This is a genomic window from Pseudaminobacter soli (ex Li et al. 2025) (assembly GCF_003012705.1).
GTDB classification, from domain to species: Bacteria; Pseudomonadota; Alphaproteobacteria; order Rhizobiales; family Rhizobiaceae; genus Pseudaminobacter; species Pseudaminobacter soli.
Window position 1 is genome coordinate 522,134 of record NZ_PXYL01000001.1, and the last position, 15,323, is coordinate 537,456.

Consider the following 15,323-nt stretch of genomic DNA (forward strand, 5'->3'; position numbering starts at 1 on the left):
AGCGCGGTCGGGCGTTATCCGATCGAGATAAGTCAGGACCGGAGTTGTGTCATGACTGCGCAGAAGGAAAAATATTGGTCTGCCGAGGTCACAGCACATAGCAATGCGCTCGATCTCGAGCCGGGCGTCTTCGATTTGGATGACCCGCGGCAGATCGCCCAATCGCTGAAGCGTTCAGCCGAGGCCAGCACCCACCGCAAGGCGGGACCGTTCCAGTCGGCCATGTCGATGTTGAATTTCTACATCAACCGGGCAGGGCGGAACCTGTCGCCGGAGCGCAAAGAGGTGCTCGAAGCGGCCAAGGACGAATTGCGAAAGGCGTTCGGCAAGGAGCGGATGTAATCATCTCAGCGGCTTGATGCCCCGAGTATTTCGTCCCGTAGCCACGCCTTGACGGTCGCCACGTCGGGCAGGATGTGTCGTGCGGCCGTCTCGGCCTTGGGGCGTACCCGGATCGAAACGCCGTCCAGCCGGTTGACCAATTCGAAGCCGCTTTCGTCGGACGTGTCGTCACCTATGAAGATCGGCCGCCTGCCAGAAAATGGCTCCAGTGCCAGGAAGCGGCGGATCGCGGCGCTTTTCATGGCTTGCAGGGGGATGAGCTCGAGCCCGGCTTCGCCGACGACGACGCGGTATTCGGCCGAAAGACGCGGCAGGGCCAATTCCGCTGCCTTTTGCACGGCTGCAAGGGCATCGGGTGCCGCTCTTGTATGGATTGCCAGCACCGGCCCCTTGCGCTCGAAATAGACACCGACTGTGGAGCCGAACTCCGCTTCCATTTCCGTGGCCAGTGCCGCAATGTCCGCAGGCTCGGTAGCTTCGACTACGGGTCCGTTCTGGCTAAGACGATGCTCCAGGCCGTAAAGACCGGCAGCGCACAGCCGGAGCGGTGCAAAAAGCCTGTCGATCGCGGCGATCGAGCGGCCGCTGACGAAGGCCAACGCCCCATCGAGGCGGGCTTCGAGGGCGGCCAGCAGATCCAGCAATTCCCCGTCGACCGACACGGAATCGGGATGGTCCGCGTGTTCCAGAAGCGTGCCGTCTATATCGAGGAAAAGTGCATGCGGTCCGGGCTGCAGGCGTGGCGACTGGAAGCCTGATCCGGTCACCGCAGCGCTCCCTTTTTCTTCCCCATCAGCGGCACGACATTGGTCGACGTTTCGGCCCTCGCGGCAGGTTCGGTAGCTTCATAGGCTTCGTTGCGCTTGCGCAGACGTGCGGCATCCAGGAGCATGCTGCCGGCCCAGCGGTAGACATTGTTGCTGCGCACCACCTCGCGCATGCGGCGCATGCGATCCCGTTGCTCCTCTGCAGGCATGTTGAGGCCGCGCAACAGGGCCTCGCCCACAGCGCTTGGATCGTAGGGGTTGACGATCAGTGCATCGAGAAGCTCGCGCGAAGCACCGGCAAAGGTGCTGAGTATCAGGACGCCTTGCTCGTCGTCGCGGGTTGCCACGAATTCCTTGGCGACAAGGTTCATGCCATCGTGCAGGCTGCTGACCACGCAGATGTCGGCAGCGCGGTAGACCCGGCAGATATCTTCCTGGTTGTGATATTCATCAAGCAGGATGATGGGCTTGTACCGGTCGTTCCCGTAGCGCCGGTTGAATTCGTCGACATAGTCGAGGCACTGCCGGTGCAGTTGCTGATAAGCGGCCAAGGTGCCTCGGCTGGGTGCCGCGATCTGCAGGAACACCAGGCGCCCAACCCAATCCGGATTTTTTTGGAAGAACTGGTCCAGCGCCATGAAGCGATCGAGAATGCCCTTGGTGTAGTCCAGCCGCTCGACACCCGCGCAGAGCCACATGTCTTCTGCAAGGCCGTATTTTTCGAATATCTGCCGGCGGCATTCGGATGCCTTGGGCTGGTTTTGGAAGCCGACCGGAGGCCACTCGATCGAGATCGGGTAGGGGTGAACCAGCGTCGTGCTGCCGCGATAGGTGATCGAAGGGTCTTCCCGCTCGATGCGGCTTTCGAGGAAGCGGTCGACGCTCTCCGTGAAATTGTTGCAGTGGAACTGGATGTGGAAGCCGATGATCGAGCTGCCGAGCAGGCCGTCCAGGATCTTTTCGCGCCACGGGCAGATGCTGAACACCTCGGAGTTCGGCCAAGGTATGTGCCAGAAGGTGATGATGGTCGCATCCGGCAGGCGCTGGCGGATCATCCGCGGCAGCAGGGCAAAGTGGTAGTCCTGCACGAGCACGATCGGCCGCTCGTTCCGCGCTTCCTCCACCACGACATCGGCGAACTTCTGGTTCACCGCCTGGTACATTTCGAAATCCGAGGCGCGGAATATCGGCCGCGTGAAGGCAATGTGGCAGAGCGGCCAAAGGCCGTCATTGGCAAAGCCACAATAATAGCCCTGCAGCTCCTCATCGCTCAGCCAGACCCGGCGCAGCATGTAGCTCGGCCTGTCCGGCGGCACCTGGACGCGGTCGTTGTCGTCGACGGTCAAACGGTCGGCGGAGCCGCCGCCATAGGCGATCCAGGTTCCCGAGCAAGTGCGGGTGACCGGCTCCAGCGCCGACACCAGGCCGCTGGCCGGAACCAGGAGCTTCACCTTTCCGTCGACGAGGTTGTGGATGTAGGGCTCGCGGTTCGAAACGACGATCACCTGGGCATCCGGCAGTTCGCTTGCCAGAAGCTGGCGCAGCGTTTCCGGCGACCAGTTGACGAGAACGTCGTCGGCCGCCCTGCCGTTCTTTTCGAACTCATGCAGCAGCTTGGAGGCCTGGTCGAGGTTGGGTGGGTCGTTGGCAGCGGCGGGCGCCGAACGGGTCGAGCGCAGCCGCCACCATAGAAAGGCGGCCAGAACGACTGCCGAGACGGACAGCAGAAGGCTGACGGCCAGAACCGCCAGCACATTGATGTCGAGGCTGAGCAGATTGGATTGGGCGTTCATCTCCTTCGTCCTCCTGGGCGGAAGAGCGTGCCGGCAAGACGGTGTGGCCCGCAGCGGGGGCGAAGCCGGCGCAGTCACAAAGCGGTAGGCCGATCCTCAGGGAAAGCCCGGAGGCTCGACGAAGCGCTATGTGACGATGGTTCCGAACGCCGCGCAGCCGCTAGGGTTCCGCAATTTTTGCAGGTAGGACGAATAGGTGCCGCGCTAAGAGCGCATGATGACGGGCGTGGGACTGTGATCGTAGGTCTGTAGATCGGCGATCACCCGATCGCCGAAGCGCTGGAATGTCAGGTCGTACACCGCCTTACCAACGCCGAGATGGCGAACGGTGAGGCTGTCGATACCGATCGGCAGCATTGAGTTTTCGATCTGCACTTCGCCGCGCCAACCGTCGATCTGCACGCCCAGGCATGCCTGCAGGAGCATGAAAACGGCACCGGAAGACCAGGCTTGCGGCAGGCAGGCCACCGGATAGGCAATCGGCGCCTCGCCGACCGCACGCCCGAAGCCGCAGAACAGCTCCGGCAGCCGCATGTCGAAATGCACCGCCGCCTCGAAGGTGTTGCTCAACAGCCGGACGACGTGTTCGCGATAACCATAGCGCGCCAGGCCCGCCGCACAGATCGCAGTGTCATGCGGCCAGATCGAGCCGTTGTGATAAGACATCGGGTTGAAGAAGATCTCATCCTCGGCCAGCGTTCGAATGCCCCAGCCGGTGTGGAACGGCGCCGACAGCAGCTGCTCAGCGACATGGTGGGCTCGATCCGCCGCAGGCAGCCCGGTAGAGAGTAGATGGCCGACATTCGAGGTCCGCACGCGGGTTGGTTCGTTGTCGCCATCGATCGCCATGGCGTAGAACTTGCGGTCCTCCATCCAGAACCGGTTCTCGACGGCCTGCCGCATCTTTTCCGCGCGCGCTTTCCAGGCTTCTGCGCGCAGCACATCGCCACGCCTGCTTGCCAGGGACGCCAAGCGGTTATAGGCGGCAAAGGCGTAGCCCTGTACCTCCACTAGGGCAATCGGCCCGTTGGGAACGCGACCGTCCTCGTGAAAGACCGAGTCGTAGCTGTCTTTCCAGCCCTGGTTGGTGAGGCCGGTGTCGGCCGCGCGTTGGTAGGTGATAAAGCCGTTCGGGTCGCGGTCGATCGCACGATCCATCCATTCGGCTGCGGCCTGGATCGACGGCCACAGCTGGTCGATGAATTCCATGTCGCCTGTACGGTCGGCATAGGCGCAGGCGAGATACACATAGAGCGGTGTGGTATCGACCCCGCCGTAATATCGGCCGAAGGGGAGTTCCTTCAGGATAGCCATCTCGCCCTTGCGGGTCTCGTGCATGATCTTGCCGGGCTCGGCATCGCTGAAGGGCGAGATTTCCGTGGCCTGATGTTGCGCGAGGAATGCAAGCACGCCGCGCGCGAGCCTGGGATCCACCCAGAGCATCTGCAGGGCCGAGATAACTCCGTCACGCCCGAAGGCGGTGGAGAACCATGGAATGCCCGCATAGGGGTAGGGGCCCGTCGCAAGGTCGGTGGTGAGCAGGGCGATGTCAGCGCGGGCGCGCGCTATCCAGTCGTTGAACACGCGGCCGGAGCTGTGGATCGTCGCGCCATGGCGCCTCTTGGAGCGCATCACGAAGCGTGCACGCGCCGCCGCTGCGCGAAAGCGCATTCGATTTGGGGATGTTGGGCCCCTTCCGATCTCGACGAACAATGTCTCGCGCACGCGCCTTGGCAGGCGGAGCACGAACTCGGCATGGTTTGCCCTGAGGTGCGTCGGAATCTGGGAAAACGAAATCGTCGCCTCGCGAACCACATCGTCCAGGCCGTGATAGCGCATGGTCACGCTGTCGCCGAACGGTTGCGCCTCGAAGGCCAGGCCGCGACGGCTGCGTTGCGAACCGCGCACTTCGAACATGTCGCGGAAATCGGCCTCGAAATGCAGCTTCAGCGGCAACTCGACTTCGCTTTCGCCGTAGTTGGACAGCGCGATGCGCTCATACATCCGGTCGTTCCAGATCAGCCGCGTGCGCTCGATATGGATGATGCCCTGCCGGGTTCTCCCGCCTTCACCGGAGGGCAGCGGCAGGTTGGTAAGGTTCGTCCGAAACAGGACGTTGTCCTGGCTCAGCGATGCGCCAAGCAATGATGGCGGCCGGTCGCCGATGGTGAGGCGGTAAAGGGAGAGTATCCTGGTGTCGTCAAGAAACAGGCCGTCGCCGCCGCCATGGATGTCGCCATAGGAGTCCGCGACGACGAAGCAATCGCCGTGCTTGAGCGCATACTGGCGCGCCGGTTCCCTTGGCGCTTCTTCGTCCAGTGACGCCAATGCTATTGCCGGGTCCAGCTGTCTTTCATCGAGTTGTGTCATGGCTTACCTCGTCCGAGCCTAACGCAGGATGAGGCCAAAATTGGACTGCCTGACATATCCGATTCAGCTGGCAACCTGACTTGCGCGGCTGCGGGACATGTCGAGCAATCGTGCGTATACCCTCATATAGTCACTTGTCATCCGCGAGACCGAAAAGCGGCGTTCGAAAACGGCGCGGACCCGGTCGCGGTCGAGTTCCCCGAGCTTCGCTACGGCCTGGACCGCGTCATCCACCGAGTTGACGACGAAGCCGGTCACGCCTTGGTCGACGACTTCAGGCAAGGCGCCGTTGTCCCAAGCGACGACTGGCGTTCCGAAAGCCATGGCCTCGATGGCGACGAGGCCGAACGGTTCCGGCCAGTCGATGGGGAAGATCAGGGCTGCGGCATTACCCAGGAACGCTTGCTTCTCGGCCTCGCCGATCTCACCGAGATATTCCACCTGCTGCCCGTCTATCAGCGGCTCGACCGTCTCGCGGAAATAGGTGCGGTCATCGTCCCCGATCTTGGCGGCCATCTTCAACCTCATGCCGGTGCGACGGGCGATTTCGATGGCCCTGTCGGGTCGCTTGTCGCGGGAAAGCCGGCCTAAGAAAGCGAGATAGCCGGCGTCGACGCTCATCTCCTCCAGCGGACGGTAGATATCGAGCGGCATGCCGTGATGAATCGTGCCCACCCAGTTGGCCTCCTCGAGCGGCCGCCGCTGGCTGTGCGAGATCGAGACCATCGGGAAAGACGGCCACCGGCGATAGGCGGGCTGCAGGTCCCTGTAATCGAGGCGCCCGTGGGGCGTCGTAACGGTGCGTTCCGGCATGTGCTCGAAGAACGGGAAATGCAGGAAGTGGCTGAGATGGAAATGCAGGATGTCGAACTCGCCGGCGCGGCGGCGCACTTCATCCAGCATGGAATAGTGAGCAGCGGTGGCCGACTTCAGAGGGTGAGGATCAAGCCGCAGAGCTTGATCGCGAACCGCGGCCAGGCGCGCGCTTGTCTTGGAGTCGGCACTGGAGAACAAGGTGACCTCGTGCCCCATCCGCACCAGCTCATCGACGAGATAGCAGATGATGCGTTCGGTTCCGCCGTAGAACTTCGGGGGCACGGATTCATAAAGCGGAGCGATGTGGGCAATTCTCATGAACGCATTCCGGTAAGCATCGACAGGCGTGCAACGCTCCAGCCAAGCGCTTGTTGCATCGGAAATTTTCGGCGGTCCAGATTTTCAGTCACAGCGTGAAAGCTGCATGAGGGGAAATGCCTGTCAGGCCTATGTCGCTTCTTCGCGATTAAATACCTGACATCGCGGATGTAAATCACCGATCATTTCTACTGGTATTTCATGAAGTCGCGTCAGGAATATTGCTTTCCAATTTAAGGTATAATTTCAATATTGTGGAATTGTACCTATCAAAATTTGGCGTTTATCCTGATTTGTTATTGTCTGCCCCGCCCGGTAAAAATACTTTTGCGATACTTTCTTCAAAATTTGAGTTTCGCGGAAACCGAAAAGTTATTTTTCGACGGATCCATTCAGCGAAAGGAACGGGAAATGAAGAAGATTCTCTCGACCGCCATTGTGCTTTTTGCCACGACGGCTCTTGCCATCGCGGGGGGCAACATGGGTGGTGGCACCGGCGGCAGCGGTAATGGCAACGGTAACGGCAACGGCAACGCCGGGAGCAACAACGGCAACGGCAACGGCAACAGCAATACCGGGTCGAACAACGGCAACGGCAACGGCAACAGCAATACCGGGTCGAATAACGGTAGCGGCAACGGAAACAGCAATTCCGGAAACAACAACGGTAACGGAAACGGAAACAGCAATTCCGGGTCGAATAACGGCAACGGCAACGGCAACAACAACTCGGGCAACAACAACGGCAATGGCAACGGCAACAACAACAAGGTGCCGAAGTCCGGTGGCGGCCACCATCATCATAAGAACCATAAGTCCGGCTACTGATGCCGATTTGTGAATAGGCGGATCGCCGGCGCTCCATGGCGTCGGCCCGCATTAACGACTCCTTGACCAAGGGCTGCCATAGTCCAGCTTCTACGGTTGTGTATTGAGTACCGTGGCGGTCAACCGCCCAGGCAATAGCCCGCCATCCCCCAAGGGATTGGCGGGCTTCTGGTTTTAAGGAGGCCGCAAGCGGCCGCGCCGGCGAGCCGCGGTGTTTCTCAAAGCCGGATGATTCCCGACATATAGCCGCCAGCTTTGTTGCGAATGCTTCGTTCCATCGAGGTGCGCGTTGAATTAGTTTCGGGCTTCCGCGGCAGAAACGAGCGATTCGATGGAACGGACAGTTTATGTGAACGGCGATTACGTCCCCGAGCGTGAGGCCAAGATATCGGTCTTCGACAGGGGCTTTCTCTTTGCCGACGGTGTCTATGAGGTCACCTCGGTCCTGAACGGCAAGCTGGTCGATTTCGCCGGTCATATGCGCCGACTGCGCCGCTCGCTGGACGAGCTTCAAATGCGAATGCCGTGCTCCGAGGAAGAGTTGCTGCAAATCCACCGCAAGCTGGTGGAGGTCAATGCGGTGGCTGAGGGCCTCGTCTATATGCAGATCACGCGCGGCGCTGCCGATCGCGATTTCACCTATCCGGAATCGGCCACGCCGACGCTGGTTCTGTTCACGCAAGCCCGCCCCGTGATCGCAAGCCCGGTGGCCGAGCGGGGCGCGCGCGTCGTCACCGTCGAGGATCTGCGCTGGGGCAGGCGCGACATCAAGACGGTGCAGCTTCTCTATCCGTCCATGGCCAAGATGATTGCCAAGGGGCAGGGCGTCGATGACGCCTGGCTGGTGCAGGACGGCAAGATCACCGAAGGCACGTCCAACAACACCTATATCGTCACCGCGGACGGCACGATCGTGACACGGGATCTGTCGCACGACATTCTTCCCGGCATCACGCGCGCAGCGGTGCTGAACTGCGTGCGCGAGCTGCAGATGAAGGTGGAGGAGCGCGCCTTTTCAGTCGAGGAAGCGCTCTCCGCGCGCGAGGCCTTCTCGACCTCCGCGACCGGCTTCGTCTGCCCGGTGGTGGAGATCGACGGCACCGTGTTGGGCGACGGCAAGCCAGGTCCGGTGGCGCGGCGGCTGCGTCAGATCTATATCGAGGAAAGCCTCAAAAGCGCGATTTGACGGTTGGATCGCGGCGCTATCGAGTTTCACAGATAGCGCCCGATCTCCTTGCCTAGCTTGAGAAACCGCAGCGGGTTCACGGCTTCGCCATTCTGGCGAACCTCATAGTGAAGATGAGGACCGGTAGAGCGCCCGGTGGTGCCCACTTCGCCGACGACATCACCGAGGGAGACCTTTTGGCCTTCCTTGACGTCGATCCTGCTCAGATGGGCATAGCGTGTGGAAAAGCCGAAACCATGGTCGATCTCGACCATGCGCCCATAGCCGCCGTTCCATCCGGCCTTCACGACCGTTCCCGGCGCGGTTGCCCGCGCAGTGGAACCCGAAGGAGCGCGAAAGTCCATTCCCGAATGCAGGGCCGGCATGCCCAGAATAGGGTCCGTGCGCACGCCGAAAGTGCTGGAAACCGGACGCCCGGGGGCAGGGTTGGCTATCGGCAGACGACGCGCCGTTTCCTTCATCTTGTCCAGCCGATCCAGGCTTTCGTCGAGTTCCTGGACCTTGGCGTCGAACATGTGCGGATTGTCGAGGGCAATCAGCGGGCCGCCGACATCGCTCTTGCCATAGTCAGAATCGACCTTCACGCCGGAGGCCTCCAGCGCTTCGGAGATGGTGTCGGCCGTCTGGTAGGCGTTTTCGGTCAACGAATCTATTCGAGCGATTTGATCGCTTTCGATCGTCTTCAGCGACTGTTTTATCGAGGCGAAGAGCTTGTCGGCGTGGTCGGCCGCCGTTTCGCTCTCCTGCGGGCTTTTGAGCAAAGACCAGAAGGCGCTTGATTTCGTTGGCGCCGTGGCGGCGAAGGCTGATGCCAGACTTGGCGCCGACGTGCCGTCGTCCGACAGGCTTGCGCGGATTTCGGGCTTGATGTCAGGTGGCGTCGCCGCGCTTGCTTGAGGTGTTTCGGCCGCGGCGGCACGGTCGAGCAGCGGGGCAAGGCGGCCGTGACGGCTGCTGAGCTGCGCCTGCTGTTCAAGCAGTTCACTGACCTTGGTTTCGACGAGTTGCTGGTCGAGCAGCTGTCGGCTCGTGATGCGGTCGACCTGCGCACGCAGGGCGGAAATGCGGTCCTCATAGGCCTGCTGCAGGCGCGCCTGGCGCGCAGCCATCGCGCCGATGAGATCGTCGCGCAGGACCAGATAGGAGGTCGCGAGCAGATAGCCGATGACGATGGTCGCCAGCGTCGAGCCCAGGAAAGCCATTATCCAGGGCCGCACGGTGAAGTGCCTGATTTCATCGCCGCGCGCGATGATGACGGTGTGCGGTTCCTTGCGCCTGCCGAAACCAGTCGTCTGACCAGGGTGTTTCACGGGTTCGAACTTTCACAGCTGCGAAGCAACGACTGTCCCGATTACACATTGTTAGGGTTAATAAAGCTTTGCCTTGCCGACGGCCGGCTGGAACATTCGTGAGAAAGAACGGCAATACAAACAAAACGCCCGCCGATCACAGCGGCGGGCGGGTCGTGAAGGGGAGGTGGCTGGACCCTGGGCCCTATAGCGCGCGGGCGGCTTCCAGAACTTGCTGGGCGTGTCCGGGAACCTTCACCTTGCGCCAGATCCGCGCGATCCGTCCGTCGGGTCCGATCAGGAAGGTGCTGCGCTCGACGCCCATATATTTGCGGCCATACATGCTCTTTTCGACCCAGACGCCATAGTCTTCGAGGGTCTTTCGCTCTTCATCCGCAACCAGATCCACTGCCAGCTCATGTTTCGCCTTGAATTTGTCATGGCTCTTTATACTGTCGGGGGAAATGCCGACCACGACTGTACCGGCCCTCTCGAACTCCGCCTTTAGTGCCGAGAAATCAATCGCTTCGGCCGTGCACCCGCTCGTGTCGTCCTTGGGGTAGAAGTAAAGCGCGACCTTCCGTCCGCTAAGGGCGGAAAGTGACAACGCGCCGCCCCCGTCGCGCGGAAGATCGAAATCTGGAGCCTTCTGTCCGGTCTCTAGTTCGGTCATATGAATGCCCTTGTTTAAGGTTACGCGCGAAGCGCCAGAGATATAATGTTGTTCGCGGATTCGTCCACGGCTGAATGATGCAACCGGAGTCCGTGTGCAGCACGAGCTACCCAAACACCAGAAGATACGTTTTCGACGTGACGAGATCGCGGATCTCGGCGCCTATCCATCGGCAATAAAGCACCATTTCACCAGCCGGCATAAGCGCTTGGGGCGGCGCGCCGGAAAGATGGCGCTGTGGGCGTTGATCTCCACGGCGGCAGTGGTGGGGCTGGTTGCCGTCCTGCTCTATCTGGTCGGCCTATCCGGCATCGGCACGGGCCCATTACGCGGGGAAGCCGAACGGGCGATTTCCGCATTTGCCGGCGTCGATGTCGCCGCCTCCCTGGGGCCGGCCAGCCTGTCGATCGACGGCTCGCGGCTCATCGCGCTCGGCGTGGACGATGTCAGCATCAAGACGAAGCAGGGAATACCCATTGTGGAAGCGGGCATGGTCCGCTTCGGCCTTCGCTTCGTGCCCCTCCTGAGCGGCAATGTCCGGCTTGGCAGCGTGAAGATTTCGAATGCTCGGATCAATGCCGGCGCAATGCCTATGGCTGCGCAGGGCGACTGGACGGCAATCCTCCGGAACGATCGGGGCCTGATCGATGCGGACAAGGTGACCAAGGCAATCTTCGCCGAGGTCCACCGCGCCTTCGATGCATTGCAGATTGGCTCCACCCGGCAGATCGAACTGGAAAAGGTGGAATTCGTCCTTCCCGAGGACGGACATGTCCGCATCGTGCGTATCGACTACGCGCAGTTCAAGGTGGTCGGAGGCGGCGAACTGATCTTCTCTGCCGATCTCGATATCGACGGCCGGAAACTGCAACTTGCGGGGACTTCGTCGCGGGACGAGGTCTCCAAACGCATCAGCGCGCTGCAGATCACGGCCAATAGTGCGAGCGGAGCGCCTTCGTGGCCGGCGAGCGCGCCACCGGAAGACGCAAATTCGCTTGGTGACCTGGATCTGGAGATTTCCGGACAGGAAGGGATAGGCACGGATGCCGACACGCTGAAGGCGGCGCTGACCCTTGGCAATTCCACGGTCAACCTGGGCAAGGACGGCACGTTCACGGGTGGGGTCGATCTCAATGCCACCTTGCTCGCCGGCTCCGACAAGCTGGAGATCGACCGGCTTCGCGTGACGAGCGGGCGGAGCAACCTCGAATTCAACGGAGCGGTCGGCCCGCGCCCGGCGAACGGCGAGCCCGGCGACAAGCCCGTCTATCGCTACGAACTCGTCAGCACCAGCACGACGGCTGCGCCGGTCGATTCGCCCGAGCCGGCGCTAGACTTCCTTGCGCGGATCGTCGGAACCTTCGACGGCGATAGCAAGCTGCTGGCCGCCAATGTAATTGGCATCAACAGTGGTGAGGGCGAGGCAATCGGAGAGGCGTCGCTTGATCTGAGCGGCGGCACGCCGGGCATATCCCTGGCGCTCAACGTGCACGACATGCCGGTCGCGCATGTCAAACAGCTCTGGCCCTGGTTTGCCGCCAAAGGCGCACGACACTGGGTCATGGACCATCTTTTCGGCGGGCGGGTTGTCGACGGCAGGATCGACTTCAAGGTCCCGCCCGACCGGCTTGGCAATGGCATCCCGCTGACCGCTGACGAAGTGTCGGGGCGCTTCCAGGTGGAAGGTGCGCGCTTCGACACGACCGGCGTCATTCCGCCCGTCCGCGATGCCATAGGCAAGGTCCAGTTCCACGGCAACGACGTCGACATCTCGCTGTCCTCGGGAACCGTCTATCTGACCAGTGGCCGCAGCGTCGAAGCCAGCAACGGAACGCTGCGGATCGAGCACGCCAACCGGCCGCCGCTGATCGGCATGCTGGACATGAATGTTGCGGGCGACGCCGCGGCCATTACCGAACTGGCAACCTACGAGCCGATCAATGCGATGCGCTTCGTGGGCATGAAGCCCGAAGAGTTCGCCGGCAAGGTCACCGGCAACGTCAAGGCCGACATCCCCCTGCAAAAGGGCATAGACACGGATCGTCTCGACTGGCGTGTCGTGCTCGACTACGAGGGATTGTCTCTGGCAAAGCCATTCGACAACCAGAAGATTACCGATGCCAATGGCAGCATCACGATCGAGCCGAACAAGGCGGTCATCGATGCCGCCGCCAAGCTCAACGGCGTGCCGGCCGAAATTGCGATGGTCGAGCCGCTGGGCAAGGACGGCCCGGCGCGCCAGCGCAAGATCCAGCTTTCGCTCGACGAGAAGGCGCGCGCGACACTCGCGCCGGGGCTGTCGTCGCTGATCTCGGGCACGGTGAAGGTCAACCTCGACGCCGGCGCCGACGGCAAGCAGAAGGTGAGCGCCGATCTGACCAACGTCCAGCTCGACGTGCCATGGGCAGGCTGGACGAAGGGGGCGGGCATTCCGGCAAGTCTCAGCTTCTTGCTGGAGAAGTCGAAGGATGTCTCGACGCTTTCGGATTTCAAGCTAGAGGGCAAATCCTTCGCCATCGATGGCGCGGTGACATTGGCCAATGGCAATCTCTCCTCGGCGCGCTTCGACACCGTCCAGCTCAATCGTGACGACGACGTCGTGCTCTCGATCAAGCGGATGGGGAAGGGGTATCAAGTGGACATCATCGGCAACTCGCTCGATGCGCGTCCGCTGATCAAGCAGTTCACCTCCGGTGTCGGCGAGGGCGACAAGCCCACCAGCAGCAGCACCCCCATTTCCGTCAATCTGGACGTCAAATCGCTTGCGGGATTCGGCGGCGAGCAGCTTTCCAACGTTCTGCTCAGCTACAGCGGCGCAAACTCCCAGATCGATGGGCTACGCGTGACCGCAACCACGGGGGCGGGCGGTGCCGTATCGGTGACCAATTCATCAGATGGCGGTCAGCATAGCCTGCAGATGCAGTCGTCCGACGCCGGTGCGCTGCTCCGCTTCCTCAACATCTACGACCATATGCAGGGCGGTTCCATCAAGCTGGCCCTGTCGGGCAATGGCGGCGGGCCGATGCGCGGCAAGGTCGATGCCAGCGATTTCTGGGTCGTCAACGAGCCCAAGCTGGCCTCCATCGTTTCGACCACGCCGCCCGGTGACAAGCGCAGCTTGAACGAAGCCGTCAAAAGCGAGATCGACACGTCACGCGTCCAGTTCGAGCGTGGCTCGGCGCAGATCGAGAAGGGCCCCGGCTATCTGAAGATCGGCAACGGCGTGCTGCGCGGACCTCTGATCGGCACAACCTTCCAGGGCACGCTCTATGACGAGTACGGCAACATGTCGATGACCGGCACTTTCATGCCGGCCTATGGCCTGAACCGGATCTTTGGCGAGATCCCGATTGTCGGCGCCATTCTCGGCAATGGCCGCGATCGCGGGCTGATCGGCGTGACCTACAAGCTCAACGGCAACGCCAAGACGCCGAATCTGCAGATCAACCCGCTGTCGGTGATTGCGCCGGGCATTTTCCGCTCGATCTTCGAGTTCCAGTAATCCGCCGATCGCTCGATCCGGCGGCGGCAAAACCCTCTGGACTCGAAAAGCCCGCCGACGCGATGCGCCGACGGGCTTTTTCTAATGTATCTGGCTATCCGGCTGGACGTCAGGCCGGCCGGACCAGAATGTGCTTCTTCTTGCCGAGCGAGAGCTTGACCACGTCATCGGCGGTCAAATCGGCGGCGTTGACGGCGCGGCGCTCGTCAGACACCGGCTCGTCGTTGACGCGGACGGCGCCGCCCTGCACGTGGCGGCGGGCTTCGCCGTTGGACGTGGCAAGGCCGGCGCGGACGAGGAGCGACAGCAGGCCGATGCCCGCCTGGAGCTCGTCCTTGCCGATTTCGACGGTCGGCAGCGTGTCGGCGAAAGCGCCTTCCTCGAACGTCTTGCGCGCGGTTTCGGCCGCCTGCTCAGCGGCCTCTCGGCCATGCAGCAACGCCGTCACTTCGGTGGCGAGCACCTTCTTGGCGTCGTTGATTTCCGAGCCGCCGAGCTTGCCCAGCCGTGCGATCTCATCCATCGGCAGGGTGGTGTAGAGTTTTAGGAAGCGCTCGACATCGGCGTCTTCGGTGTTGCGCCAGTACTGCCAGAAGTCATAGGCCGAGAGCATGTCGGCATTCAGCCAGACTGCGCCATTCAGCGACTTGCCCATCTTCGCGCCCGACGAGGTCGTCAGCAGCGGCGAGGTCAGCGCATAGAGCTGCTGCGTGCCCATGCGGTGGCCGAGGTCGATGCCGTTGACGATGTTGCCCCACTGGTCGGAGCCGCCCATCTGCAGGCGCACGCCGTAGCGCTTGCTGAGCTCCACGAAGTCGTAGGCCTGCAGGATCATGTAGTTGAATTCGAGGAACGACAGCGAGTGCTCGCGGTCGAGGCGCAGCTTCACCGAATCGAAGCTCAGCATGCGGTTGACCGAGAAGTGCTGGCCGACATCGCGCAGGAATTCGAGATAGTTCAGCGGGCGCAGCCAGTCGGCATTGTTGACCATCAGCGCGTCGCGCGGGCCGTCGCCAAAGTTCAGGTAGTTGGAGAACACCTTCTTGATGCTGTCGATGTTCTGCTGGATAGTATCCACCGTCATCAACTTGCGGGCCTCGTCCTTGAAGGACGGATCGCCCACCATGCCGGTGCCGCCGCCCATCAAAGCGACCGGCCGATGCCCGGTCTGCTGCATCCAATACAGCATCATGATCTGGATCAGGCCGCCTGCATGCAGGCTCGGCGCCGTCGGGTCGAAGCCGATATACGCCGAAACCGTTTCCGTCGCGAAAAGCTTGTCGAGGCCGGCGTCATCAGAGGTCTGATGGACGAAACCGCGCTCGGAAAGGATGCGCAGGAAGTCGGATTTGAAGGCGGACATATCTTTCTTTTCCCGAGACAGAAGCCACGCATGTCGAGAAGGCGCGGCAAGACAGCTGCCGTTTAGCATCCGGCAG

General features: G+C 61.7%; 11 protein-coding genes. 4 read left to right on the top strand and 7 right to left on the bottom strand.

Going from position 1 to position 15,323, the window contains the following annotated elements; genetic code table 11:
- Window positions 1-51: 51 nt before the first annotated feature.
- Window positions 52-342 (top strand): DUF3175 domain-containing protein, encoded by a 291-nt coding sequence (locus tag C7I85_RS02450; RefSeq protein ID WP_106722349.1) that lies wholly within the window; start codon window positions 52-54, stop codon window positions 340-342.
- A gap of 5 nt (window positions 343-347) precedes the next feature.
- On the opposite strand, the gene otsB is transcribed toward C7I85_RS02450, so the two are convergent.
- The 4 genes from otsB to C7I85_RS02470 form a co-directional block, all read right to left on the bottom strand.
- Window positions 348-1,109, bottom strand: a complete 762-nt coding sequence (otsB, locus tag C7I85_RS02455) for a trehalose-phosphatase (protein ID WP_106722350.1) — start codon at window positions 1,107-1,109, stop codon at window positions 348-350.
- Window positions 1,106-2,902, bottom strand: a complete 1,797-nt coding sequence (locus C7I85_RS02460; protein ID WP_106722351.1) for an alpha,alpha-trehalose-phosphate synthase (UDP-forming) — start codon at window positions 2,900-2,902, stop codon at window positions 1,106-1,108. The genes otsB and C7I85_RS02460 overlap by 4 nt, the downstream gene beginning before the upstream one ends.
- Before the next feature lie 204 nt (window positions 2,903-3,106).
- Entirely contained in the window at window positions 3,107-5,272 is a 2,166-nt protein-coding gene (locus tag C7I85_RS02465) for an amylo-alpha-1,6-glucosidase (protein WP_106722352.1), read from the bottom strand.
- Between the two features lie 63 nt (window positions 5,273-5,335).
- Window positions 5,336-6,406 (bottom strand): glycosyltransferase family 4 protein, encoded by a 1,071-nt coding sequence (locus C7I85_RS02470; protein WP_106722353.1) that lies wholly within the window; start codon window positions 6,404-6,406, stop codon window positions 5,336-5,338.
- 327 nt (window positions 6,407-6,733) lie between these two features.
- On the opposite strand from C7I85_RS02470, the gene C7I85_RS30480 reads away from it, so the two are divergent.
- Window positions 6,734-7,234: a hypothetical protein gene (locus tag C7I85_RS30480; RefSeq protein ID WP_181257056.1), complete on the top strand. Its 501-nt coding sequence runs from the start codon at window positions 6,734-6,736 to the stop codon at window positions 7,232-7,234.
- 331 nt (window positions 7,235-7,565) lie between these two features.
- A complete protein-coding gene (locus C7I85_RS02480; protein WP_106722355.1) occupies window positions 7,566-8,420 on the top strand; it encodes a D-amino-acid transaminase in 855 nt (284 codons plus the stop codon).
- A 26-nt stretch (window positions 8,421-8,446) separates the two neighbouring features.
- Here the strand turns inward: C7I85_RS02480 and C7I85_RS02485 are convergent, their stop codons facing one another.
- Together C7I85_RS02485 and C7I85_RS02490 are read right to left on the bottom strand one after the other, a co-directional pair.
- On the bottom strand, window positions 8,447-9,730 hold the full coding sequence (locus C7I85_RS02485) for a peptidoglycan DD-metalloendopeptidase family protein (protein ID WP_106722356.1): 1,284 nt from the start codon (window positions 9,728-9,730) through the stop codon (window positions 8,447-8,449).
- A gap of 184 nt (window positions 9,731-9,914) precedes the next feature.
- Complete coding sequence (locus C7I85_RS02490) at window positions 9,915-10,382, bottom strand: peroxiredoxin (RefSeq protein WP_106722357.1); 468 nt, start codon at window positions 10,380-10,382, stop codon at window positions 9,915-9,917.
- Window positions 10,383-10,476: 94 nt separating this feature from the next.
- Between C7I85_RS02490 and C7I85_RS02495 the strand changes: the two genes are divergently transcribed.
- Complete coding sequence (locus tag C7I85_RS02495) at window positions 10,477-13,884, top strand: DUF3971 domain-containing protein (RefSeq protein ID WP_106722358.1); 3,408 nt, start codon at window positions 10,477-10,479, stop codon at window positions 13,882-13,884.
- Window positions 13,885-13,993: 109 nt separating this feature from the next.
- Here the strand turns inward: C7I85_RS02495 and tyrS are convergent, their stop codons facing one another.
- Window positions 13,994-15,247, bottom strand: coding sequence for a tyrosine--tRNA ligase (gene tyrS / locus C7I85_RS02500; RefSeq protein ID WP_106722359.1), 1,254 nt, complete (start codon window positions 15,245-15,247; stop codon window positions 13,994-13,996).
- Window positions 15,248-15,323 lie beyond the last annotated feature (76 nt).

Coding starts and splice junctions, on each gene's coding strand:
- C7I85_RS02450 (WP_106722349.1), top strand. CDS start 52: ATGACTGCGCAGAAGGAAAAATATTGGTCTGCCGAGGTCACAGCACAT.
- C7I85_RS02460 (WP_106722351.1), bottom strand. CDS start 2,902: ATGAACGCCCAATCCAATCTGCTCAGCCTCGACATCAATGTGCTGGCG.
- C7I85_RS02465 (WP_106722352.1), bottom strand. CDS start 5,272: ATGACACAACTCGATGAAAGACAGCTGGACCCGGCAATAGCATTGGCG.
- C7I85_RS02470 (WP_106722353.1), bottom strand. CDS start 6,406: ATGAGAATTGCCCACATCGCTCCGCTTTATGAATCCGTGCCCCCGAAG.
- C7I85_RS02480 (WP_106722355.1), top strand. CDS start 7,566: ATGGAACGGACAGTTTATGTGAACGGCGATTACGTCCCCGAGCGTGAG.
- C7I85_RS02490 (WP_106722357.1), bottom strand. CDS start 10,382: ATGACCGAACTAGAGACCGGACAGAAGGCTCCAGATTTCGATCTTCCG.
- tyrS (WP_106722359.1), bottom strand. CDS start 15,247: ATGTCCGCCTTCAAATCCGACTTCCTGCGCATCCTTTCCGAGCGCGGT.